At 40.9% G+C, this 24,453-nt stretch carries 18 protein-coding genes; 12 read left to right on the top strand and 6 right to left on the bottom strand.

Annotated features, from left to right (window positions below):
* Positions 1–44: 44 nt before the first annotated feature.
* Together DS2_RS13845 and DS2_RS13840 are read left to right on the top strand one after the other, a co-directional pair.
* Positions 45–578, top strand: coding sequence for a PEP-CTERM sorting domain-containing protein (locus DS2_RS13845; protein ID WP_035015421.1), 534 nt, complete (start codon positions 45–47; stop codon positions 576–578).
* A 129-nt stretch (positions 579–707) separates the two neighbouring features.
* Positions 708–2,924 (top strand): BNR-4 repeat-containing protein, encoded by a 2,217-nt coding sequence (locus DS2_RS13840; RefSeq protein ID WP_035015420.1) that lies wholly within the window; start codon positions 708–710, stop codon positions 2,922–2,924.
* Between the two features lie 72 nt (positions 2,925–2,996).
* On the opposite strand, the gene DS2_RS13835 is transcribed toward DS2_RS13840, so the two are convergent.
* Complete coding sequence (locus DS2_RS13835; protein ID WP_235188611.1) at positions 2,997–4,463, bottom strand: sulfatase; 1,467 nt, start codon at positions 4,461–4,463, stop codon at positions 2,997–2,999.
* Positions 4,464–4,687: 224 nt separating this feature from the next.
* On the bottom strand, positions 4,688–5,695 hold the full coding sequence (kdgT, locus tag DS2_RS13830) for a 2-keto-3-deoxygluconate transporter (protein WP_200870153.1): 1,008 nt from the start codon (positions 5,693–5,695) through the stop codon (positions 4,688–4,690).
* A gap of 293 nt (positions 5,696–5,988) precedes the next feature.
* Between kdgT and DS2_RS20450 the strand changes: the two genes are divergently transcribed.
* The 4 genes from DS2_RS20450 (at position 5,989) to DS2_RS13805 (ending at position 12,061) form a co-directional block, all read left to right on the top strand.
* A complete protein-coding gene (locus DS2_RS20450; RefSeq protein WP_152537610.1) occupies positions 5,989–8,160 on the top strand; it encodes a hypothetical protein in 2,172 nt (723 codons plus the stop codon).
* Between the two features lie 217 nt (positions 8,161–8,377).
* The gene (locus tag DS2_RS13815; RefSeq protein ID WP_035015418.1) at positions 8,378–9,526 is read left to right on the top strand and encodes a Gfo/Idh/MocA family protein; all 1,149 of its coding nucleotides are present in this window, start codon (positions 8,378–8,380) and stop codon (positions 9,524–9,526) included.
* 46 nt (positions 9,527–9,572) lie between these two features.
* Complete coding sequence (locus DS2_RS13810) at positions 9,573–10,964, top strand: divalent metal cation transporter (protein ID WP_035015417.1); 1,392 nt, start codon at positions 9,573–9,575, stop codon at positions 10,962–10,964.
* Positions 10,964–12,061, top strand: a complete 1,098-nt coding sequence (locus DS2_RS13805; RefSeq protein WP_081754278.1) for a Gfo/Idh/MocA family protein — start codon at positions 10,964–10,966, stop codon at positions 12,059–12,061. Before DS2_RS13810 ends, DS2_RS13805 begins: the two co-directional genes overlap by 1 nt.
* 25 nt (positions 12,062–12,086) lie before the next feature.
* Here the strand turns inward: DS2_RS13805 and DS2_RS13800 are convergent, their stop codons facing one another.
* Positions 12,087–12,959: a sugar phosphate isomerase/epimerase family protein gene (locus DS2_RS13800; RefSeq protein WP_035015416.1), complete on the bottom strand. Its 873-nt coding sequence runs from the start codon at positions 12,957–12,959 to the stop codon at positions 12,087–12,089.
* A gap of 3 nt (positions 12,960–12,962) precedes the next feature.
* Positions 12,963–13,826 (bottom strand): ABC transporter substrate-binding protein, encoded by an 864-nt coding sequence (locus DS2_RS13795; protein WP_035015415.1) that lies wholly within the window; start codon positions 13,824–13,826, stop codon positions 12,963–12,965.
* A gap of 575 nt (positions 13,827–14,401) precedes the next feature.
* Here DS2_RS13795 and DS2_RS13790 point away from each other — a divergent pair.
* Together DS2_RS13790 and DS2_RS13785 are read left to right on the top strand one after the other, a co-directional pair.
* Entirely contained in the window at positions 14,402–17,515 is a 3,114-nt protein-coding gene (locus tag DS2_RS13790) for a TonB-dependent receptor (protein WP_051479887.1), read from the top strand.
* Positions 17,516–17,623: 108 nt separating this feature from the next.
* A complete protein-coding gene (locus DS2_RS13785) occupies positions 17,624–18,979 on the top strand; it encodes an alginate lyase family protein (RefSeq protein ID WP_051479886.1) in 1,356 nt (451 codons plus the stop codon).
* Between the two features lie 38 nt (positions 18,980–19,017).
* Here the strand turns inward: DS2_RS13785 and DS2_RS13780 are convergent, their stop codons facing one another.
* Positions 19,018–19,587 carry a TetR/AcrR family transcriptional regulator gene (locus DS2_RS13780; protein ID WP_035015414.1) on the bottom strand — a complete coding sequence of 190 codons (570 nt, stop codon included), beginning with the start codon at positions 19,585–19,587 and terminating at the stop codon, positions 19,018–19,020.
* Between the two features lie 164 nt (positions 19,588–19,751).
* Here DS2_RS13780 and DS2_RS13775 point away from each other — a divergent pair, with 164 nt between their 5' ends.
* From DS2_RS13775 to DS2_RS19985, 3 genes are all read left to right on the top strand, one after another.
* Positions 19,752–20,405 carry a peroxiredoxin-like family protein gene (locus DS2_RS13775; protein WP_035015413.1) on the top strand — a complete coding sequence of 218 codons (654 nt, stop codon included), beginning with the start codon at positions 19,752–19,754 and terminating at the stop codon, positions 20,403–20,405.
* Between the two features lie 105 nt (positions 20,406–20,510).
* Entirely contained in the window at positions 20,511–21,842 is a 1,332-nt protein-coding gene (gene argA, locus DS2_RS13770) for an amino-acid N-acetyltransferase (RefSeq protein WP_035015412.1), read from the top strand.
* 111 nt (positions 21,843–21,953) lie between these two features.
* Positions 21,954–22,742, top strand: coding sequence for an acyl-homoserine-lactone synthase (locus DS2_RS19985; protein WP_160168572.1), 789 nt, complete (start codon positions 21,954–21,956; stop codon positions 22,740–22,742).
* On the opposite strand, the gene coaD is transcribed toward DS2_RS19985, so the two are convergent.
* Positions 22,651–23,136 carry a pantetheine-phosphate adenylyltransferase gene (gene coaD, locus DS2_RS20320; protein ID WP_035015411.1) on the bottom strand — a complete coding sequence of 162 codons (486 nt, stop codon included), beginning with the start codon at positions 23,134–23,136 and terminating at the stop codon, positions 22,651–22,653. The genes DS2_RS19985 and coaD overlap by 92 nt on opposite strands.
* 148 nt (positions 23,137–23,284) lie before the next feature.
* Between coaD and nagA the strand changes: the two genes are divergently transcribed.
* Entirely contained in the window at positions 23,285–24,412 is a 1,128-nt protein-coding gene (gene nagA, locus DS2_RS13755) for an N-acetylglucosamine-6-phosphate deacetylase (RefSeq protein WP_035015410.1), read from the top strand.
* Positions 24,413–24,453: the final 41 nt, after the last annotated feature.

Below are 24,453 nucleotides of genomic sequence, written 5' to 3'. Positions count from 1 at the left end.
TGCGTTGTAAATGCAGCGCACATAACTACTTAGGAATTTAAGTTATGAAATTTTTAGCAATGATATTTTCGCTGGCGCTAGCGTTTAACGCATCAGCTGGTTTAATTACCACCCAAGCGGATCAGACAGATTACAACTCAGGAGATTTTATTACGGTCGAGTTTTTTGTTGAAGATGCCAACCCAACCATTGATTGGTTGCAGTTCGAATTTGCTTTCGACGACAGCCAATTCGCATTTGTTGACTTTAGTTGGCTAGATTCATTTGAAGTTGCGGGATATGGTGCGTTTGGTGATGCTTATTTAGTAGATACAGATGTATTGTTTATGAATGTTGGTTTTCTTGACGGATTTGCTGATGTGTTAGGTACTTCATTTAAATTAGGTGAAGTTCAATTTGAGGCACTTGCTAATACACTCAGCCCAACTTTTTCAGTAGTTGACTCTTATGTTACAGACATCAACTTTATGGAAATTTCTCCTGCTCAATATCAGGTTTCAGTACCTGAGCCAGCAACATTTGCTTTGCTGCCATTAATTGCAGGCTTGTTATTTATGCGTAAACGCCAACAAGCTTAATTGGTGCAAGTTACTCACTGAACTCAAGGCCGTGCAACTTAGGTTTCACGGCCTTTATTTTATCAATCTATTAAAAGAATAGGGCTGTATCGTTTTAATAGGAATATCAAAAACAAGGAAACTAAGGATATGAATCGTTATCTCAAACCCTCCGCTTTAACCCTCTCAACAGCACTTGCCGCTTTAGCTTTCTCAAATCAGTCACTTGCAGCAGTCAGCTTGATAGAAGAGGCTCAAATTACTGACCAAGGCTTGTATTTTTGGTATCCAAATGGCAATAAAGCATATCATTATGCGGCCAATATTAGCCCTCGTGGTGATTGTTTAACCGTAGTTAATGGTTTTGCATACTTTGGCTGGTTCAAAGGTGGCATGAATAACCGAAAACTCATGTTGTCGCGCAAACGAATAGGCAGTGGCGAATGGGTCAGCGTAGAATTTCCACACAAAAACACGTTTATTGAAAATACAAATTGGGGTGATTCACACAGAACAATAGCGGTGAGCGTTAGTGAAAAAGATGGCACTATTCACATGCTTTTCGATCATCATAACGACCCGCTCAACTATATAGTTTCGAAAAAGAACCTTGCTTTTGCTTCTGATGAACTATTTTCACAAGTAACAAACTATCATAACAAAAGAGAATATTTAGCCGAAGGACAAAACGTACGCATAACTTACCCGACTCTAGTGGAAAACGCAGACGGTGACATAGTTGTACATTATCGTAAAGGCTCAGCTGTGGGTGGTAACGAGATGGTTCATGTGTATAACGGTGAAAACTGGACACGTGCTAAACAAGTAACTCGAGGATCGGGTTTACCCTATGTTGAGGTTAAAGATAGAAATTACGCATACGGTAAAGCTGCTTTTGGCAATGGCGATGTATATTACACTTGGTCTGTTCGCTGGGCTGCTAAAAAGCCTGATGGCATATTAAACGAAGGTGTCTATCTGGCTAAAACCGGTCCAACTATGACAGACGAATGGGAGGACCTAAATGGGGTAAAACACCCTCTACCTATACAAGATTATTCTCCTTTCTTAGTTGATCTTCCTGCCACGCCCGGTGGCACAGGTTCTTCTTCTGGACCTGGAATTTCGGTCAGTGACGACGGCGGTATTCATCTAACCTACAGGGGGAGAACCCCCAACACGGATTATCACTACACATACTCTCGTAAAGCGGGAGAGCAATCTTTCACTAAGCATGTAGGTAAAACACTGGCGGGTTTGCCCTACGAGGATAAGCTTTATCGAGCGACAGCTTCTTCATCTGGTTTAATCACTATTAGCAGTACAGTTGTCGGTTCTATTGACGATAAAGCAGAATTCACCCTGCAAACACCTTATAAATTTGGCAATTCTATTGCACGAATTGATAATGGCAGACTGGTATTGATTGCCGAAGATCGCACTGTGCAAACCGATTCACAAAATTTATTTAGTTACATTTTTGATTTAACTGATGGAGAACCTTTGCCATCTATTGGTCCTATAGGTCCAGTTGATCCAACGCCAATTGAGCCACCAGAGCAGCCAAATCAAGATCCTGTTGTTACCTTCCCACAAGAAAGTATGGATCTAGTTGTAGGTTACCAGAACTTGTATTTAGATATTGCGGCCAGTGCTACGGGGGCAGGTGCAAAAGTTACTCAAGTTGAGCTGTATATAAATGACAACTTTATTCGCAAGGAAGGTGTTGCGCCTTACGAGTGGGGACATGGAGGGCGAACCGAGTTACTAGGCTTAACAAAAGGCAGCCACATTTTTAAGGCAATTACCACTGATTCTGATGGACGCACTGCTGAAGCCACTATGACCGTAAATGTACATGACCAAGCCGATTTAAAACCGCTAGTTAGCTTTCCATCTTCAGCTATCACTGTCACTGAAGGGTATCCTGAGCTAGTGCTTGATATTAACGCATCCAGCCCATTTAATTATTCGTCAATTGCCAATGTGAAGCTTTTCATCAATGGTGCTTTGGTTCGTCAAGAGTCTGTTGCACCGTATGTATGGGGACACGCAAAATCGCCAAATCCACAAGAATCCACAGGATTACCAGTTGGGCAACACACTTTTAGCGCAGTTGCGACTGACAAAGCAGGCGAGCAGACAACTGCTAGCATGTTATTAACAGTAACAGCAAAACCTTTATTGGGTGATTTGGATAAGGATGGTGATGTAGACAGAAATGACGTTCGAGCTTTCAGTCTAGCTGTTAGAAATGCCAGTATCACAGATCTAGCCTACGACTTTAACAACGATGGTGTCGTGAATAATTATGACGTGCTTGGTGTGGCTTTATTGTGCACACGCTCAGCTTGTGCTGTGGAATAAAGTCTTATAGAAAAAGGTTTACAGAAAAACTAAAAAGGATGAGGTGAGCGCCTCATCCTTTAAATAATATATTTACAAAGTTTTACCAACGGCTTTTTCTGTTATTGCTCTAAAGTAATCATTACTTCTAAACTGAGAAACAGGTGACCAAGGTGCATTTTCTTTCGGTAAATGTTTACGCAAGTCTTGTTTAATAGTTTGATACTGCGAAAGATTAGCGAGGTTTTTCCACTCGTTTGGATCCGTTTTATGATCGTAAAGCTCTTCGCTGCCATCTTCATATCGAATGTAACGGTATCTGTCGGTTTTAACCGCATGGTTATTTGGGCCAAAAGTTGTTACCGCTGCGTGTTGCCATTGTGTATCTGCTTTAGCCACAAGTGGAGTGATGTCTCTGCCTTCAAGCTGCGGATTTGCAGGCAAACCACACATGCTAATTAAAGTTGGATACAAATCTAACAAGCTGACTGGTTGCGCACTTACTTGTTTGCCTTGTGATTTTGGTGGCTTGATGATCAGTGGCGTACGGGTAGAGGTTTCCCATAATGCCATTTTTGCAAAACGGTTTTTCTCGCCGATGTCGTAACCATGATCGCCCCATAATACCACTGCAGTATTATTGGCATATTCACTGTTTTCTAATGCATCTAAAACCATACCAACACATGAATCAACAAAAGACACACTGGCTAAATAAGCTTGCACTATGTTCTTCCATTCGTTGTTTTCAATCGCCCACTCAGTGGTTGGCATCATCTTAAATTCAGTGATGCGTTTGGCGATTTCAGGTATGTCATCCATATCATTTTTTAGATAAGGTGGTAATTGAATGTCTTCAATTGGATGCATATCAAACCATTTTTGTGGCACAGTCCAAGGGACATGCGGGCGCAAAAAACCGCCAGCCATAAAAAACGGTTTGTCGTGTTTCATTTTTAACTGCTCAACGAGCCATTGTGCTGAATCATAATCAGGCATTTGCTCGTCTTTTTCTGGGTAGGCACCCCAGTCGGTACTTGTGCCTTTTTTGTCCCATTTAAGTGGGGTTGGTGAATAAGGACCAAATAAATGCACCCGACCGCCAAAAGCGTCAAAGCTGCCATCTGCAACCGCTTGGTGAAATACTTTGCCTACCGCAGCTGTGTAATAACCATGTTGTTTAAAATATTCACTGAGGAAGATAGATTGGGCGGCCTTGTCATTGGCTGACTTTATATCATTGTCATGCACATGGCCGTAAATGCCAGTAGTTGAGGGGGCTAACCCTGTCATAATGCTAGCACGTGATGGGCCACATAACGGCGCAGGTGCATGAGCATTGGTAAAAGTTGTGCCTTGAGCGGCTAGCCTATCTATATTGGGGGTTTTTGCATTTGGGTGTCCGCCTAACGCGCCAACCCAGTTGTTTAGGTCATCCAAAACCAGCATCAATACATTCGGGTATTCTTTTTTTAACTCGGTTAACCAATCGAATTTGGTTGCACAAGCTGCCGTCATTAGACCAGCACCGCCAATAATAAAGTTTCTTCTATTGAGCATAATGTATTCCTATTTGCTTAATTCGTATGCAACTTTTCTTTTAATTTGTTGAGAATCGATAATATAAGGTAAAGATACAGCATAATTTATGTTATAAAAAGAATGAATGTGATTAATTATGAGTGGTTTGGTGTCGATATAGTTATATATAAACGAAAATCTTAGTTAGGCGCTGGTATGAGCTGTATGGAACACGCCTTATGAGCACCATACAGCAAAAGCGGTTAGCTAGCGGAGGATTGTTGAATAGCTAGTTCAGTTTCTGATTGCGCTTCAATTGTAGTGTTGGCGTAGCGTTTATGGTACATAGCAGTGATAATAGGAACAAGAATAGACGTAACTATCACACTGGTTGCAATCAGTGCGGTGGCACTTTGCGCTGCCACTGCAAACTTAGGCTCTATTGCCGCAATTGCGGCTGGATTAGCGATTGCCGCACCCGCAGTTGAAGAAGCAGCGACACCAGCTGTGCCATTTCCTTTGCCAATCCACTTATCTGCATAAATAAGTGGGATACCAGTAATTACAATTACCGCTAAGCCCAACAATATACCAAGTAAGCCCGTTTCAAAAATTACGGTCAAATTAATGGTATTGCCCAAAGCAAAGCCGACAAATGGGATCATAACGGAACTGGCTTTGCTAAAGAATTCTCGCAGACTGATGTCTAAGTTACCAAGGATAAAACCAACTAAAAAGGGCAAAACTGCACCAACAAAGTGATGGATTTCAAAGCTTGCCGCACCCACAGAACCTAAAATTAACATTGTCATCAGAGGACCAGATTCAAGCGACATTAGGATAAATGCGCCAGATTCTTCTTTGCTACCATATTGGTCCATCAAACTTGCGTATAAACCCCCATTAGTCATATCCATAGCAGAAACAATTGCTAGCGTTGATAAGCCAGCAAATACGCCAGCTTGAATACCATGCTCAGGCAAAAGTGATGCTGCAACCAACGCAACAACCCAGGCTGTACCAATTTTTGTAACAACCAAAGTACCTGATTTGCGAATAACAGTGCCGGTTGAGCGTAAGTCTATACTTGCGCCAATGCAGAAAAACCAAACAGCCAAAATGGGTAAAATTCCAGTCATAATACCTTTAGTAAAACCGCCAAAATAATTAGCAGAGTCAGGTGCTAACGTGTTGATCACCGCACCAATAAAAAGCGGAACTAGCATCATGCCGCCCGGCACTCGTTCAATCGCTTGTTTAATATTCATCATTGTTCACCTTATAAGTTTATGCTGTGTTAATGGCAAAATTGGCGGCTAGTATAAAAGCATCAACCTTTAATTTAGTTTCAAATGTAAACTTTTGGTTAACTATTCGACAGGTGTATGCTACAAATGTGGTTGGGCATGTTTAAAAATGGTTGTTAATGCTATTTTTGGTGGGGTTTTGTTGTATACTCTTTCATATTCAGTCAAATTTTGACGAGCATTGTGTTGAGTCGAACTACCTGTAGTTCAAACCATATTTAAGTAAATTGGTCAAAGTATAAATAAGCAGTGAGTATATGAGAAAAATCTTATTACCCTTATTAGTTTCTACCCTAGCATTGAGCTGCGCACAGCAAGATCATAAGCAAAAAAAGACAGAAAATACTTCGGCGCAAGTTGCGTCAACTATTACGTTACGAGCGATTGAAGATTTTTCGATACTAGACCAAGGAGATGTGCCTTATTACAAAGACACGGATAGGAATGCACTCGCGATTGATGCGCGAATCGTTGAGAATCGTAATTTGTTTGCCCAAGCGAGCAAACAGTTTGAAGGTGACTCAGGTTTATATGACGTCACTATTACTATCATGACAGAAGAAGACGGTGAGCCTATCTATCGTTTATTAGTCAATGATAAAAATGTTGCTGTGTTTAAAGCACCTTATATTGGCCCTGGTTCAAATAAAGATCTTAAACCTATGCAGCATACCTGGCCAAAAATCTCGTTAAAAACTGGTGATAAAATTGCAATCGAATCAGTCACTAGTACCAACGGCGAAATCCCGGAGCATGGTGGCACTGCATGGGCTAGAGGGCGCTGGCAGCAAATAGAATTTGCTCCGCATGATCACCAGCGCTTTGGTCGCCCAAGTTTTGATTTTGCTCATGATTTATTAATTGCTCAATTTGATTTGCAGCCTGACGCGGATGATGTTCATGCGGTGGCTGCTTTGGGGTCAATGTTAGCGGACGACGATTTTGCTCAGTTAAACTATTTTGCAGTTGCTGGTAGCACGGGTATTCAAGGCGGTAAATATATTGAAGCTAACGCTTTGTTTAAGCAGGCTTTTGGTCGAGAGAACGTTCGATGGACGGATGCTAAGTCTAATTGGCAAGCTTCGGTCGAGCGGGTCGCAAAACGTGCAAAAGCAATTTTATCTAAAGGTGGGCAAGTATGGGTTCAGGAGGCTGGCCAATCTGATTTTACAGCCGACTGGGTCAAACAACTTATCGAAGATGGCATGGAAAAATCGACTATTAAACAGCGAGTTATTGTTGTTCAACATAGCCAATGGAATGAAGATAAAACAACTTTGCAAGACCTTATTTATGTTAAAGCAAATACTAATTATCAAGCGATTGCCGATGGCAACAAACCTAAGCGTAAATTTATCCGCAAGGGCCGCAGAGGTGATGTAACACCTCAATACGTCGATATTCAAAGCAAGTGGTTGGCAGCAGCGACTAGCCAAGACAACCCGAAAAAACACGCTCGAAAGTTGTGGCAGCAAGCCGTCGAAATCATTGAAAAAAGTGGTTTTAATGCTTATCACTCTTCGATTCCTAAAGGGGGAGTTGATTTTTCAGATGTAGTCGAGAGTTGGTGGATTTTTCAGTTAAATAATAAGGCTAATTCAGTTCATGCTTTTTGGGATAGGTATGTAACTGACGTAGAGTTAGATACTGTTAATCCTCCGCCAGGCCGCCTAGCTATCGTTATTGATGGTAATTCTCCAGATCCTGATGATATTGGTGCAACCCCTGTGATGTTTGGTTTGCTGCAACACACTGGATTGTCAGAACGCTTGGTACATCTATCCCATTCGTGTGACTTAGACCCTTTTAAGAATAAGGGACTGCAACAAATTAATGCTAAAAACGAAGCGGTTAGGCAAAAGGTTCTACATAATTTAACTGCTGAAGGTATCAAATTATTTGGACCGTTTAACAACTTGCGCAATTATTATAATTGCCGAGCCGATCAACAAGGTGCGACACAAGATTTAGTCGACGCGATTAATGCTTCAAGTGCGCAAGACCCACTGTGGATAATTGAAGCTGGGGAACCAGACTTGATTGGATACGCATTGCAGGCTGCCAAACCTAATGCTATTCAACATGTACATGTTGTGTCTCATCACCCAGCTAATGACGATAGTGGTGACTATTTTACTTGGCAACAGATTTTAGATTTCGGTGTTACTGAACATCAAATAGGCGATCAAAACGTTGGTTTACAAACTCCGATCGAATATTGGGATTGGGCAAAAGTGCACAAGCACCCAGGTATTAGATACATTTGGGATATGCTTGCTTATGCAGAGCAAGACGGCATCGTCGATTTTCAAACCAATAAATTTGATTGCTCAGATGCTGGTATGGTGTACTGGTGGATTACAGGTGCGAACAATGGTGGTAACAACCACGCAACCCCAATAGACATTCGAAATTTCTTGCCACAGTAAAACGTTGTGGTAGCTAATGCTCAGCGCAAGTTGAGCATTGGCTTGTCAAGTATTCAATGCATCTAACCAATTTATCCTACCGTGACACTTTTCCCAGCCTAAAAACTTGAATGCTGAACAACAGATAGCTCAGATTAACTATAATTAATTGTTTAATTTTACTAGTAAATTTGCTACTTTTAGTAAGATGGTCAGGCCAAATTGTAGCGGAGAGAAGATGAGTGAGTTGATCAGGTTAGGAGTTGTTGGGTTAGGTAATATAGCCCAACAACATATTGCAAATATCAGAAACGGTGAGGTTTCTGGGTTTAAAATTACGGCATTGTGTTCAAGAAATAAAACTGACCTTGCCGATGAAATAGGTGCACAGCACTTTAGCGACTATAAAAAATTAATTGATGCCAACGTAATTGATGCCATTTTAATTGCCACACCCACTATGTCCCATTTTGAGATCGCTCAATATGCGTTGAATAAAAATATTCATGTAATGTTAGAAAAGCCTGTTGGTCTGTCTTCATTCGAGGGAGAACAATTATTGGCGACTCAGCAACCAGGCTGTCAATTTGCGCTGATGTTGAATCAAAGAACAGACCCCACCTATGCCAAAATGAAGCATATTGTAGAGAGTGGTGTGTTGGGTAAATTACAAAGAACACAATGGACTATGACCAACTGGTTTAGGCCGGAAATTTATTTCCAAGTAAGTGATTGGCGTGCAACCTGGAAAGGCGAGGGGGGCGGTTTGTTGGTTAATCAATGCATCCACAACTTAGATATTTTCCAGTGGATCTGTGGTGTACCAAGCCAAATTAGTGCATTTAGCGAATTTGGCAAGTATCACAATATTGAAGTTGAAGATGAAGTAACAGCCTATTTACGCTACCCAAATAAAGCGACTGGTGTGTTTGTTGGTTCGACTGGTGAAGCGCCTGGCGTTAATCGTTTTGACATTATAGGTGACAAGGGCAGTTTGCACTTTGATTCAGGTAAACTTGTGCAAAAATTAAATGATCAAAGTGTCGCAGAGTTTTGTGCAACTACTGACGATATGTTCGGTATGCCTTCAGTCGATGAAACGGCCATCGAAATCAACGAAGTGGTTAATCAACATGCAATTATCATGAATAACTTTGCCGCCGCAATAACCCAAGGTGAAGCGCTAATTGCACCTGCAGAGCAAGGGCTTGCGTCCTTAGATATCGCTAACGCGATGTTAATGTCGACGTGGAAAAATCAACCAGTGTCATTGCCACTTGACCGTAAAGCTTATCAGCATGCGTTAGACGATAAGATTGCATCGTCACAACTTCGAAAAAAGTCGAATAAACAGGCAAAAGTCGATATGAGCAAGTCGTATCGTTAAATAACAATAAACACAATTAAAGAATTTTATTTTGGGGGCTGATGTCATGTCAGATTCATCATATCAAAAGCAGCAAGCCGAGTTAGCTGCTTTGCAAGCGTTGGCACAAAAGCCAGCGTTATCACGTATACCTGCGTATGTAAAATTAAGTGGCCCAGGTTGGTTGCAAGGTGCAATGACACTGGGTGGGGGCAGTGCGGTTACTTCGCTGACCATTGGAGCCTTATTTGGATACGAACTGTTATGGGTACAGCCCATTTCTATGCTGATTGGTTGTATTATGTTGTTCGTTTTGTCGCACCAAACATTACATACACAAAAGAAGCCATTTGATTCAATGAAAAAACACGTGAACAGGCCCATTGCTTGGGGCTGGGCGATTGCGGCATTTGCATCGAGTATTATTTGGGGTTTTGCCCATTACCCCTTAAGTGCTGGGATGATGGAAGAAATTATTACAGTGACCACTGGTTTTACCATAGACCCGCAAGAAACGCTTAAGCGTGACCTCTACTTGCTGCTATTGGCAATTATTGCGTGGGCTGGTGTGGCTTTTACCGCGTGGAAATATGGCGACCACGAAACAGGCAAATCGAATGCAGTCACGTTTTTTGAAACAGGCATTAAAATACTCAGTGGTTTAATTGTATTAGCTTTTGCTTGGGTTGTAATTGTGGCGTCTATTAACGGCAAGATTGATTGGGCAGCCGTTGCTACGGGTTATATACCAAAATCGTTGCCAGATACTGAACAGGGGGTAACCGTTGTTATGGCTGCACTGGGTAGCGCTGTAGGTATTAATATGACCTTTATTTATGGCTATACACTTTTACATAAAAAATGGACTGCTGACCATGCAGAATTATCTCGCTACGATATCGGATTAGGTTTGGTTGTACCCTATATATTGGTGACCAGCTTAATCTCAATTGCTGCAGCTGGCGCTTTTTATGGGTCTGATATGGGAATTACAGGTAAGTTGTCTCCTACACAAGCTGGTACCATGTTTATGTCCGCTGGGCTAGATGAATTTACCAGCCGATTGATTTTCGCTGTTGGTATTTTAGGCATGGCAGTGGGTTCGTTAGTGATGCATATGTTGTGCTGTGGTTCTGCCGCCGCAGCCATGTTTAACTGGCCTGAAAACAGTTTGAAATACAAGCTCGCATTGCTTGCTCCAACACCAGCGGTACTCGGTGTATTTGTCTGGTCAACTATGGGGCCATATGTCATTTTACCCACCTCAGCAATATGCGGATTTTTATTACCAATTGCTTATATCGGCTGGGCGTTGTTAAACAACAGTAAAGCGTATTTGGGCGATGCGATGCCTCAAGGTAATAGCAGAATCGTCATCAATATATTAATGGCCATCTGTATTATCACTGTATTGGCCAGTGTTACATATTCAACTATGGTAAAAATGGGTTATATCTAATGTCAGAAAAACCACAAACAGATAAAGCAAATATGCAAGACGGCGCGAATTACGCGCCTGTGGGTCAGTCGGTCAAAGTTGTTGAGCCAAACCAATTTTTCTTTTCGGTTGCGTATTTAGATCACGGTCATATCAATGGTCAAACCAATGGCTTATTGCAAGCTGGCGCGACTTTAAAATATGTCTATGATACAGATGCAAAAAGGCTCGCTGCATTTTGCCAACGCTATCCTCAAGCTATTGTGGCAGAAAGCTTTGAACAAATTTTGCAAGATACTGATACGCAATTGGTTGCCAGTGCCGCAGTACCCAATTTACGCGCAGATATTGGCATTCAAGTCATGCAAGCGGGTAAAGATTATTTCACCGATAAGTCACCGTTTACTACACTGGAGCAACTTGACAAAGTAAAGCAGGTTGTTGCCGAAACAAAACGAATATATGCAGTGTACTATGCAGAGCGTTTACACAATGAAGCTGCTTGGCAAGCTGGCGAATTAATTAAACAGGGCGTTATTGGTCGGGTACTGCAAGTTATTAATTTAGCTCCGCATCGTTTGGCAAAAAGTACTCGGCCCGATTGGTTTTTTGATAAAAATAGTTATGGTGGCATTTTAACCGACATCGGCTCTCATCAAGTTGAGCAGTTTCTAACTTACGCAGGCGCGACCGACGCATGTATCAATTTTGCTCGCGCAACTAATTTAAATAACGCTGATAAACCAGGCTTAGAAGATTTTGGCGAAGTTTCAATGACGGGAAATAATGGTGCATCATTTTACAGTCGAGTAGATTGGTTTACCCCTGATGGTCAAGCCACTTGGGGAGACGGCCGTACTTTTATTATTGGTACAGAAGGGAATATTGAATGCCGTAAATATAATGATGTAGCGCGGCAAGCGCCCGCGTCTAAAATATTTGTTACGACAGGCGAAAAAGAAAGAGAAATCGACTGTTTTGGTCAGTCGTCTTTTCCATATTTCGGCCAGTTGATTTTGGATGTGATTAACCGCACAGAAAATGCGATGAGCCAAGCGCATACTTTTAAAGCCGCTGAGCTTAGCATGCTAGCTCAGCAGAAAGCGGATGCGCTTTAACGTTATTATTCTGAGTCCGAGTTGATTAGTTAAGCAAGCGTTTTAGCCCATGGTACGAAGCTTCTACCGCTTGCATGCGGGTTTGGCCTACATGGGTTTCTTCTTGCTCCACAACCAACCACTGAGTTCCGCCATAGTCCTTCATTGTTTTAACTAAAGCTGGCCAGTTGAATTTATCTTGGCCGATAACAATAGCAGAGCTACGGTCAATTTTATCCATTAACGCTTTGTCTTTTACGGTGCGAATTTTAATGTGGGTTGTGAGTGTGCGGTTTGGATATTTTTTGATGTATTCATGTGGATTTTCACCTGCGTAGTTTGCCCAACCAATGTCTAATTGTAAGAAGAAATTTTTCGGTGTATTTTGCGCTAAATAGTCCCAATATGTCGAATTTTTAAAGGTTTTAAACTCTTTAGAATGGTTGTGATAACCCAGATGCATCCCCATCTCATTTACCTTTTCTGACAGTGTGGTTAGCTCTTGCATCAGCTCGTCGATTTTGGCTGGATTATCTATTCTTGGATCATGAGGAATAATTAACAGTTTAGCGCCTAATGCCTTTAAAAATGCGAGGTTTTCATCACCTTTCTGACCTCGTAGTTGTGGTACACCAATGTGTGCCCCACTGACTTTTAACCCGAGAGTGTTTAAAAATTGTTTTAATCCCTTTGGATCGTTCTGATACGGCCCGTAACGGCCTGCAAATTCAACACCTTCAAAGCCGATATCGGCGATTTTGCGCAAAGTTCCTTCAAAGTCGGCAATTACATCGTCTTTGACTGAATGCAATTGTACGCTAATTGGTAATTGTGAATATTGAATATCTTGCGCGTGACTGATCCACGACAGAGATAACAATATGAGTGTGGAAAAAAGTTTATGCGTTAATTTTATCATGGGTTAGTTCTCTTGTTTGTTGTACCACTGATGTGGTGTTTGTAGCTTCTGGCTTTGATCAATAAAGGGGTTGCCCACGTTAATGATCGTGCGGTTATTTATGTCAGCTTGATGAATAAAATCACCATAATATTGGTCTAAAAGTTGGTCGACAAAGCCGTTTTCAAGCAATATTTTTATACCGTGATCTAGTCTAACGGCTAAACTAGGAGTAAGCGGCGAAACGTAAAAATACTCAGGTAATGGCATATATATAGCTAGTTTGGGTTCTATGGTTAAATTCTTGAACTGCTTAGATTGAGCTGCAAGCTCGGGGTAAATTTCGTGAACACCACGGGGAATGTAATCAAAACGATTTTTATTGAGCATCGCAAATAAAGAATCATAATTATGTGAGCTTGCGACATTAAAGCCCAAGTGTTGCATGATTTTATGTGTTTTCCACCCTCGGCGTAATCCCACACTCAATGTCTTCAATGTCTCAATAGACGATATATGTTTGAACTTGCTTAAATTGTTTTTATTGATTAGCAGCAGACGATAATTGAAGATCCCACGTCGAATGGGGGTTTTTACTCTTATTGCGTTGCGGTCCCAATTGTCATTTGCCAGCATGCCTGCGACATTGAGTACTACGCCTTGTTTTAGCGCGTTGAGTCGTCTAGGGTTTGGAATTGCACCTTTCAATACGCTTAGTTGGTATAGGCCAAATGAGCTTGAGGTGACTTCTAGTGCTTTTATTAACAACTCTTTATTGTAAAGGTAGCGAATATCCGTGTGAGAATGACCCGTAGCTATTTTTACGGTATCGATTGCATAAGAGTGAAATGAAAAGAGTAACAAAAATAGCTTTACCCAATGAGCCATGTTAAAACCGCAACGTTAATGTAATTTTCTACTAACAAAATAAATTGAGTGAAATAAATGTCAATGATAATTTACTCATAATTGATCATTTATGGTCTATTGTGATTTATTTGGTGCATGTATTAAAAATCTCAGTTAAATATAACCATCCCGCCATCCTATTTGCCTGTCAATATTTTCATACGGTTTGAGTTAAGCTGTCATAACAACAACTGGCGATATTCTATTAATCGATCATACTTAGCTATTGGTTCACTTATGAACTAGTCTGGTTGACTGCATTTGACTGAAAACCAACCAGGATATGAGTGTTTTAATCTTTTTTAAAATATACGCTGAATCGTAGTGTTTTGGTTTGTGCTATTAAATCAATAGTTTATGTCGTAGTGTGGTTTTATGTGTACATGTTGATATATTAAATTTACAAAAAATTTACTTTAAAGAGTAAAAGTGATTGAATGTGATTGAAAAGTGGTTATAATTAATCATGTTTAATTTATGTTAATGATTTAAGTTAGCTAGGCTCAATCATATACAAAAATAACATCACTAATTAAATCAAGGGTTACACCGATATGACACATTCAACAAAAAAAGTTCCAATTCGTCTTAGCCAAATTGCATTAGCACTTGGTACCGCAGGCTTAATGTTTTCTGCCAGTAATACTGCGTTTGCTGCTGAAGACGAGCGATTAACGGCTAAAGAAAAAGCCCAAGCACAAGAAGAAACAGAAATTATTGAAGTTACAGGTGTACGTAGTGCATTGGAAAACGCGTTAAACACAAAGCGAGACGCTGTATCAATTGTTGATGCAATTTCTGCAAATGACATCGATGCATTACCGGCGTTAGATTTAGGTGAAGCACTACAAGCAATTCCTGGTATTCAGTTAGAGCGTTCTGGTGAAGGCCGTCAATCAGAAATCAGTTTACGTGGTTTAGGTGGTGGTTTTGTAAAGATTACTGCATTTGGTCAAGGTTTTGCTACCCCTAGTCGTAGTTTTAATCCTCAAGGCAACTCCAATCCATTTTCAGCGTTCGAAGCAGGTGTGTTTGATGGTGTAACAGTAATTAAAACACCAACTGCTGATAAACAAGCCGGTGGCATTTCTGGTATTGTTGATAAACAACTTCAACGGGCATTAGCTAAACAAGACGGTAAATTCACCGTGAGTGTTGGTGGTAGCTACGAAGAATTAACCCAAAACTGGGACCCAACAATTAAATTATCTGGTGTTAAACATTTAATTGAAGATAAGCTAGCGGTTGCTTTTAAAGCTTCAGCTTCTGGTCAAACTTTCCGTCGTGATACCGCAAACTTTACGAACTACGAGTCACTTGGTGTTGAGCATGCAAGAGGTGGTGATCGTGGTCCAAACTCAGATATGGCAATCATCGAGCAATATCGTGAAAAATGGGATATACCGGCTGATGCCGAGCTTCGTGGTGTCGCATTAGCTCGTAACGTTACTGAATATAGTGAAGGTGACCGTGTATCTTTTACTGGTAATATTGAATATAAGCCAACTGACAAACTAAAGTTGGGTGCTCATTTATTGTATACCAAACGTAATTTGGATCGTGGTACTAAGCAAGATTCATCTTTCCAATCAGGCATGAATGTGCGTAATGCTAAAAATTCTGACATGTTCCACAGAATTAACCCTGACATGGACACAGCGCCTTTCCTTTATGATATCAATGAAGATGGCAATCCTGTCTATGGTGTAACTAAAACGCACATCAGTGATGCTCAGTATACTTTTACCAACCGTGAAACAACCTTTTTAGAAACCTCTAAAGGTGTATTTTTATACGCTGATTATTTTGGTGATGATTGGAAGTTAGATGGTGTTGTAACTCATTCCGAAGCTGAAAATAGATTTATGAATATTGGCTTGGAATTCAGAATGTCTGGACACCATAGCCCGGCAAAAGGTGGATCAGAATTTATTCCAACAGGCATTGATGTAACCATCGACGCAGCATACGGCGATATAAACAACGCTTCAGTCGTTGCTAATGGTTATCAAGACATTGATTTTAATTTGCCTTGGGTCGTCACAGATAATCCAGACCATAGCAGTTTGCAAATTCGAGACCCGGCCAACGATATGCGCAATTTGGGTGTGTATTTGTCAGGTCGTGTCGATAACCCTGTGCGTAAACAATCAAGTGCAGAATTTAATGCTGCTCGTTTTACTGATTTCGGCTTAGGTGATGTAATTGTTTTTGAGCAATTTAAATTTGGTGGTCGATTAAGCAGAGAAGAGCTTCTCAACGACGACAAACAGATTGGTATCGTAGGTGCGAATTTAACCAACATTGACCAGACTGATGTTACAGATCAGCCATTAGTTTCTGACGGTCAATCAGAATTTTTTAACGGTGAATATCCGGGTGCTTTTGGTGCTGATACGGGTTGGAGAACTGTTGATAACCAGCAATTTAGAGCAGACTTGTTAAATGGCATTACACGCTACGACACAGTTGATGAAGTTGTGCCAAGTGGGTTTAACGAACGTTGGAACAAAGGCCAACCTTTACGTTGGGCGACTAATTTTGACGCCGTTGAAGATGTGACGGCATTATATGCAATGACCGATTTTTCAGGCGAACTAGGTAGTGTTTCATACACAGGTAACATTGGTGCACGTTATGTGCAAACTGATATAACTATTGACGGTAGAAAGCGTGACACAACAGACGGTGATGTGTTAATACCAACTCAAGTTACTAATGACTACGATTACGTTTTACCATCAATGAATTTAAACTTTGACCTGACCGACGATGTAGTGTTAAGAGCTGCGTATTATGAAGGTTTTGTAAGACCAAATTTACGTATTTTAACACCAACAGTTGAGTTCAAAGCAAATGAATCAGACGAGTCGGCGACAGCGAATATAACGCTACCCGGCTCTGGCATAGATCCATATGAAGCTAAAAATTATGATTTGTCGCTAGAGTGGTATAACCGAGATGGTAGTGCAATTTCAGTTGGCGTGTTCCAAAAAGAAGTGGCAGGTTTCTTCCAGAAATTGAAAAACCAGTGCCCAGGCAATGACCCTACGATAATCGCAGAGTTAGGCAGTGATGTAACACGTGACGACAACGACGTTTGTATCCAAGTAGATCCATTTATTAATGAAGAAGGCGAATCTGTAGAGCGTACTGTCAATATTACACAGACTATAAATGGACCAGGCAGCATCACGTTAAATGGTGTTGAATTAGCTGTGCAGCAGAAATTAGACTTCTTACCTTACCCTTGGAATGGTTTAGGTGGTGTATTCAACTATACCTACATCGACCAAGAAACAAGTGATGATTTAGATCCGAATGATCCTAATGCTAAGTTATATAAAGTAGCACCAGAGTCATTCAACGTGATTGGTTATTATGAAAATGATGGCTTCTCATTCCGTTTAGCATATAACTGGAAAGATGATTCGTTACTTAAAGCAACAAATACTTTCTTAGGTTTATTGCCTCGTAACCAAAAAGCATCTGGCCGTTTAGATTTCTCTACGTCATATCAGTTAGCGAAAGGTTTAAAAGTATTCTTACGTGGCTACAATTTAACCGATGAAAAGCGAGTTGAATCATGGGGCTTCGATCACCGCGCGGTTAATCGTGTTGATTATACGGGCCGTGTGTTCCAAGTTAGCATGAACTACAACTTCTAAGTTCACCTAATTGGTAAACAGACAAAATCCCAACAAGATTTTCTTGTTGGGATTTTTGCGTATTTAAACTAACCTTAATCCAATAAATAAAATAACAGCGTGGTGTGTATGGTTTTAAAAAATTTTGCTAAAACAATGATGGTTGGGGCGATGACAGCAGGGATTCTCGCTTGCTCAACTAGCCAGCAAATATCTGAAAATTCAGTTAGTCAGAAAGATGGAAGCTTCGATACCCCACATAGGTTTGTTGCAATAAACCCAGATTGGTTGCAACAAAGCTATACGAGTTATCAAGCTGGTGATCCGCTAATTAAACGTGTTGTATCTAGTGTGGTTGACGCCGCGGATGACGCTCTGACTAAACCAAACGTATCAGTGTTAGATAAAACCTTGGTCGCGCCTAGCGGCGATAAACAAGACTATATAAGTGTTGGGCCTTATTGGTGGCCTGATCCATCTAAACCTGATGGTTTACCTTGGATTAAGCGTGACGGCAAAGTAAACCCTGCAAGTAAAACCACAGGATCAGATAAGCCAGCGATGAATGATATGCTTATGTATATTAGTAGCTTGTCAATGGCGTATTATTATACCAAAGATGAAAAATATGCAGAAAAAGCCGCGTCTTTTATTAATACTTGGTTTCTATCCCCCAATACGCGAATGAACCCTTCGTTAGATTTTGGTCAAGCCGTACCAGGAGCTGAAGATGGTCGTCCATACGGGGTTATTGAAACGCGTTGGTTTATTCGCTTAATTGATGATGTTGGGTTAATTTCAAACTCTAAGCACTTCAATAAAATTAAACAGCAACAGTTTAAAAATTGGTTGTCGCAATATACCAATTGGTTGCAAACGAGTGAGTTGGGCAAACAAGCGTGTGACGCACACAATAATCATGGCACCTATTGTGAGGCGCAAATAGCAGCCTACGCGTTATATACCGGGCAAAAGTCGACTGCAAAACAATATGTTGAGCGAGTATTTAAACATAGGCTTGCCGAGCAAGTTGAACCAAATGGTGCTCAACCTGATGAGCTTGCACGAACCCGACCTTTGCATTATTCAGTATTTAATTTAGAAGGATACTTTTTTGCGGCGCGTGTGGCTGATCAGTTAGGTTTGGATATGTGGCAATTTACCGCTGAAAATGGCGCGAGCATCAAAAAGATGGTCGATTTCATATTGCCTGCTATTAAAAAACAGGGCTATTGGCAAAATGTTGCTGACAAAAAAATGCGACGTGGGCGTTTATTTTACTTTTTACAGTACGCTTATATTAAGTTTGGTGATGAAAAATACCGCCAAGCCATTGAGGATTTATTTAGCTTAGTTGCAAATGAAGATAGAGCCGAATTAGCTCAGTGTCTACTGGTAATGCCGACACCGACTAATTTAACCCTAGCGGATTTAAAGCAAATGGACCCGACAGGTGCCAAGTCTAAATACCGTTGTTACTACTAGCTACGAGCTCAACTTATGGGAACACATAAGTTGAGCTGTTATTGGTTGTCCCAAGGCAGCCAAGGCAAACCTTGACGCAAGCCTGCTTTAACTTTGTCGAGCTGCTGGGTCTGATAGCCATATACTCTTAAACCGAAAATATGCAACATTAAACTGGTGGCTTTTTCAGCAGCTTGGTGTTCGTCATACTCATAACGCAAGTAGCTATTAAATAGTGCTTCAACTTGTTGTAGTTTATTGGATGCAAACTGGTATAAATCACCCTTGGCCGATGCGAACTCCAATTGGGTTTTAATTAAAAAACAACTGCAATAATGCGTTTGCTCAGCTTGTTCAATCATGTTTTCCAACAGGTTACATATGCCTTCTCCAACAGACTGTGCGCTGTCTATCGTTTGTCTGATCTGGGCGAGATTAGTTTGGGCATAGTGTTCAAGGGCTGCTTTGAATAGGGCTTCTTTACTGCCAAATGCTAAATAGATGCTGCCAGGTTTTAATGAGGTTTCGGTGACCACATTTTGCATCGATGTAGCGTAAAAACCTTGTTTCCAAAATAACTTCAAAGTCTTATCTACCACTTGCTCTTTGTCAAATTGCGCTTTTGCCATTAGATATTAACAAGCCTTTATCTTCGGTGGAGTATTTCAACTACACATTATCGCCAAATTGCTTAAAAGTCTACTTTTTGAATGATTATTCAAAAATAATTTGAATGTTCATTCAAGTTGATCTAGTCTGTTTGAGTGATCGTTCAAAATAAAAGAGAGTGAATATGACATTAGCAACGCAATTAATTGATTTACAAAATAACCTCAAACAAAAGATTCCAGCAGAAAAATTTGCCATTATGTTGGAAGAAACAGAAAAACTTATAGATACAGGTATTACCGAACAAGTACCCAAAGTAGGTAGCCAAGTCGCTAATTTTGAGCTGAAAAATCAAAATGGTCAGGCGAGAACGCTAGATGAGTTATTACAGCAACATAATAAATTAGTGGTTACTTTTTATCGTGGTGGTTGGTGTCCGTATTGCAATTTGGAGTTGCGCGCATATCAGCAAAGCCTATCTGCAATTAACGAAGCTGGTGCTGGTTTAGTGGCCATTACGCCAGAGCTACCAGATAATTCATTGGATACGGCAGAAAAAAATCAACTAGAATTTGAAGTTTTAACTGACCAAAATGCCAGTTATGCCAAAGAACTTGGTATTGTGTTTTCTTTGCCCGAGTCTTTACGACCTATCTACAGTGACCTTGGAATTGATATCGAAAAGCACAATGGTCAGGGGCAATTTGACTTACCCTTAGCGGCAACCTTTATCATTGGCCAAAATCGCCAAGTGTTAGCTACTTATGTTGATGCTGATTACACTAAACGTAAAGAACCAAGTGAAGTGATCAATGATTTGAAGACGCTTAGTGAGTAAATTTAAGCTCTTATTTGAGATATTTATGCACTTGAAATGAATAGTGTATATTTTTATGTCTGTTTTAGGTATAACAGAGACAAGATTTTTAATACCTAGAGACAAATGGAAAAACACGTACGTACTACCGAGCTGGTTGACGGTTTTCGTCAATCAGCACCTTATGTAAATGCTCACCGCGGCAAAGTTTTTGTGGTTATGTTAAGTGGTGAAGCAATTGGTCATCCCGGTTTTAAAGACATTATCAATGATATCGCTTTGCTCAATAGTTTGGGTATTAAAGTGGTATTAGTTTATGGTGCACGACCGCAAAATAACCATGCGGTTGAGCAAGCGGGTTTAACCAGCCAATACCATAAGCGAGTACGTATAACCGACGATTCGGTACTGCATATTATCAAACAAGTTGCGGGTGAGTTGATGTTGGACATCACCGCTCGATTGTCTATGAGTTTGAGTAACACTCCTATGCAAGGTGCACAAATTAACGTGATAAGTGGCAATTTTGTAATTGCTCAGCCCTTGGGTGTAGATGAGGGAGTGGATTATCATCATAGTGGAAAAGTTCGTCGGATTGATGTGCAGGGTATTAAACGCCAGTTAGATAGCAACGGTATTGTGTTGCTTGGGCCTATTGCGGCTTCTGTAACTGGTGAAAGTTTTAACTTAACCGCTGAAGAAATCGCTACTCAAGTGGCGATTAAACTTAAAGCTGACAAAATGATTGGCTTTACTGAAAGCAATGGTATTGAAGACGCAAATGGTGAGATTATTGCCGAACTGTTGCCAAATGATGCGCAAAATATTATGCAGCAACTTAGCGAGGATGATGAGTCCTGTTCGGGTAAAATTGCTTTCTTGAATGCGGCAATTACCGCTGCACGTGCAGGCGTCCCGCGATGTCACTTGGTGAGCTATCAAATAAATGGTTCGTTGTTGCAAGAGCTATTTTCGCGCGATGGTATTGGTACTCAAATTGTAACTGAGCCTGCAGAGCGATTGCGTAGTGCGACAATTGGCGATATTGGCGGTATTTTAGATTTAATTAGACCGTTAGAAGAGCAAGGGTTGTTAGTTCGTCGTTCACGCGAACAATTGGAAATGGAAGTCGAACACTTTATACTCATCGAGCGTGATGGATTAGTGATAGGATGTGCGGCTTTATATCCATTTGAAGATGATAAGGTGGGAGAATTTGCGTGTTTGGCGGTGCATCCAGAATATCGAGATGCCGACCGTGGACAAACCATGCTCCGGCATATTATTTTAAAAGCACGCCAGCGTAGCTATAAGCAGATATTTGCTTTAACAACTCGTAGTATTCACTGGTTTATGGAACTTGGTTTTCGTATTGGCACTGTGGATGATTTACCAAGTAAAAAACTCGAAATTTACAACTATCAGCGTAAGTCGAAGATATTGGTATTTGACTTGTAGTCTTGATAGCGGTACAACATAGGTATGTTTGAATTTAGTTAAGCTTAATGGCGATAATTGTAAAAAATAACAAATTTAATGGATTAAATGGCAATTGATGGAATTAGCTGCATGTTGAAATCAGATCATACTGAAATAATTAACGCTCCGCATATCGCACCAGGCGAGATTTTCTTTCGCTATTTTAAAATTCGTTTCGCAACAGCCGACGATATGTTCGCAATGTTCAAACTTAGATACCAAGTTTATTGCGAAGAAATGGGCTATTTTCCAAATCTGGCGAAAAAGCAATCCGAAATGGATGAGTTTGATGCGAGTGCGCTTCATTGTGTAATTGAGCATAAACACAGTGGTAAAATAGTGGGTTGCATGCGTGCAGTGCCGAGCAACCAACGCAGATTGCCATTGTCTACCTATTTACCGCATGTAAAAGTCGGGCCGCATGAAATGGAAGTTTCTAGAGTGGTGGTAAACCCCGAGTTTAGGCACGAGGTTGATGGCTACAAAATTCCAGGTTTGTTATTCAATGCACTGTTTTTAGCTGCAAGCCATGTTGTAGATGAGCATGCAAATGGAAAGGCTTATTTGTTTATCGAGCAAGTTATGGCCAGAGCACTAAAAAGAGCTGGTTTTGATTTAAGCCAAACGCCGCACATGGCATCGGTGTCTTTTGGTAATGGTAAAATCTCTAAAAAATATTTGTATCGAGTGGATACTTTTACCAGCCGGCAAACAAGGCCGCTGCGCAAATCACAATTTGCTAGCCAAATTGGGGTGTATCTCTACCCAGAAAAATATGAACGCAGAGTTAACTCTGATTCAGTTTGTCCTGCAATTGTTCGCCAACCCAGTCGTCAACAAAATGCGCTACACTACCGCCGTGACGGGCAACTTCTTTAACAATAGTTGAAGATATATAACTATTTTTTTCGCTAGGAGCTAGAAAAATTGTTTCGAGTGCCGGATGTAGGCTTCTATTGACATTAGCGAGCTGAAATTCATATTCAAAGTCACCAACTGTGCGCACGCCACGAACCAATACACTGGCATTTTGCGCTTTAGCAAGATCAACCAACAATCCACTAAAGCCAATTACTTCTACATTATTCAAGTGGTTAGTTACATGTTTAGTTAGCGACACTCGTTCGTTTAAATCAAATAGAGGTTGTTTACTTGGGCTATTCGCCACACCGATAATAATTTGGTCGAACATGCGACTCGCACGTTCAATTAAATCTAAATGGCCATTGGTAATTGGGTCGAATGTGCCAGGGTAAATTGCGGTAATAGGCATGGTTTTGGCTTAACTCTTTCTAGTGGTAAAGGCAGATCTTGGCTAAGCTACCAGCAAAGGTCAATATTGCTTAGGAAAAATAATTGTTCTTTGTCTACTAGCCATGCTTGGATACAATCTTGTAAATAACATACTCGGACACAATTAAATGAAACAGCATTATCGGCCCGACCGTTTATTTGATGGCAAAAAATTTATTGAGCAACCTATAGTCACAGTTGAAAACGGGTTGATTGCTAAAATCAGCTTTGACCAACCTGAAGCTGAAATCGTTGAGCTAGCAGGTTTGTTGGCACCAGGTTATATCGACGTGCAAGTTAACGGTGGTGGTGGCGTTTTGTTCAATAATGCCCCCACGTTGGCGACGCTAAAAACCATGGTTGCCGCCCATGCGAAGTTTGGTACAACTGCGATGTTACCGACCTTGATCACCGATGATATAAAGGTAATGCAGCAAGGTGCCGATGCTATAGCAACCGCAATTTCTCAACAAATGCCAGGTATTTTAGGGGTGCATTTTGAAGGCCCACATTTGTCCGTTGCCAAAAGAGGTGTACACCCAAAAGATCAGGTGCGCGGCATTAGTCAAGCTGAATGGGCAGTTTTTGCGAGGCAAGATTTAGGTATTAAAAAGGTCACGATTGCACCAGAAACCGTCTCGCCAGATGAAATCTCACGTTTAACCGAATTGGGTTGTATTGTTAGCATTGGCCATAGCAATGGTTCGTATCAACAAGCTATCGATGCTATTTCTGCAGGGGTGAGTGGTTTTACTCATTTGTACAATGCGATGTCACCACTTAGCAGCCGAGAGCCTGGCATAGTCGGCGCAGCATTAACTGCGCAACAAAGTTATTGCGGTATAATTGTTGACCTGCATCACGTGCATCCTGAGGTAGCTAGATTAGCGTTTAAATGTAAAGGCGTAGACAAACTTGCATTGGTCACTGATGCCATGGCTTTAATTGGTAGCGAAAAAACAAAATTTGAATTATTTGGTGAAGAAATTGAGTTGAAAGGCGACAAGTTACAAATTGCCACAGGCCAATTGGCCGGTTCACATTTATCGATGCAACAAGCAGTGCAAAATTGCGTTAATCACTTGGATTTGTTGCTTGCCGACAGCTTAAATATGGCGAGTTTAACGCCAGCAAATTGGTTGGGTATTGCAGAAAATTATGGCTCGTTAACCGTTGGTAAAAGAGCTGATTGGGTTGTATTGGATAAGCACTTAAATGTGATGCAAAGTTGCATTGCAGGGCACCTACATGGCTAAATATTTTGTAAAGCTAAAACTAAAATGGCCAGCGAAGCTGG

Origin of the sequence: Catenovulum agarivorans DS-2, assembly GCF_000568405.1 — a bacterium.
GTDB classification, from domain to species: Bacteria; Pseudomonadota; Gammaproteobacteria; order Enterobacterales; family Alteromonadaceae; genus Catenovulum; species Catenovulum agarivorans_A.
Note: the sequence above shows the minus strand (reverse complement) of the source record. Positions and strands in the feature narration are given on the sequence as shown.

Coding starts and splice junctions, on each gene's coding strand:
- DS2_RS13845 (WP_035015421.1), top strand. CDS start 45: ATGAAATTTTTAGCAATGATATTTTCGCTGGCGCTAGCGTTTAACGCA.
- DS2_RS13840 (WP_035015420.1), top strand. CDS start 708: ATGAATCGTTATCTCAAACCCTCCGCTTTAACCCTCTCAACAGCACTT.
- DS2_RS13835 (WP_235188611.1), bottom strand. CDS start 4,463: ATGCTCAATAGAAGAAACTTTATTATTGGCGGTGCTGGTCTAATGACG.
- kdgT (WP_200870153.1), bottom strand. CDS start 5,695: ATGATGAATATTAAACAAGCGATTGAACGAGTGCCGGGCGGCATGATG.
- DS2_RS20450 (WP_152537610.1), top strand. CDS start 5,989: ATGAGAAAAATCTTATTACCCTTATTAGTTTCTACCCTAGCATTGAGC.
- DS2_RS13815 (WP_035015418.1), top strand. CDS start 8,378: ATGAGTGAGTTGATCAGGTTAGGAGTTGTTGGGTTAGGTAATATAGCC.
- DS2_RS13810 (WP_035015417.1), top strand. CDS start 9,573: ATGTCAGATTCATCATATCAAAAGCAGCAAGCCGAGTTAGCTGCTTTG.
- DS2_RS13805 (WP_081754278.1), top strand. CDS start 10,964: ATGTCAGAAAAACCACAAACAGATAAAGCAAATATGCAAGACGGCGCG.
- DS2_RS13800 (WP_035015416.1), bottom strand. CDS start 12,959: ATGATAAAATTAACGCATAAACTTTTTTCCACACTCATATTGTTATCT.
- DS2_RS13795 (WP_035015415.1), bottom strand. CDS start 13,826: ATGGCTCATTGGGTAAAGCTATTTTTGTTACTCTTTTCATTTCACTCT.
- DS2_RS13790 (WP_051479887.1), top strand. CDS start 14,402: ATGACACATTCAACAAAAAAAGTTCCAATTCGTCTTAGCCAAATTGCA.
- DS2_RS13785 (WP_051479886.1), top strand. CDS start 17,624: ATGGTTTTAAAAAATTTTGCTAAAACAATGATGGTTGGGGCGATGACA.
- DS2_RS13780 (WP_035015414.1), bottom strand. CDS start 19,587: ATGGCAAAAGCGCAATTTGACAAAGAGCAAGTGGTAGATAAGACTTTG.
- DS2_RS13775 (WP_035015413.1), top strand. CDS start 19,752: ATGACATTAGCAACGCAATTAATTGATTTACAAAATAACCTCAAACAA.
- argA (WP_035015412.1), top strand. CDS start 20,511: ATGGAAAAACACGTACGTACTACCGAGCTGGTTGACGGTTTTCGTCAA.
- DS2_RS19985 (WP_160168572.1), top strand. CDS start 21,954: ATGTTGAAATCAGATCATACTGAAATAATTAACGCTCCGCATATCGCA.
- coaD (WP_035015411.1), bottom strand. CDS start 23,136: ATGCCTATTACCGCAATTTACCCTGGCACATTCGACCCAATTACCAAT.
- nagA (WP_035015410.1), top strand. CDS start 23,285: ATGAAACAGCATTATCGGCCCGACCGTTTATTTGATGGCAAAAAATTT.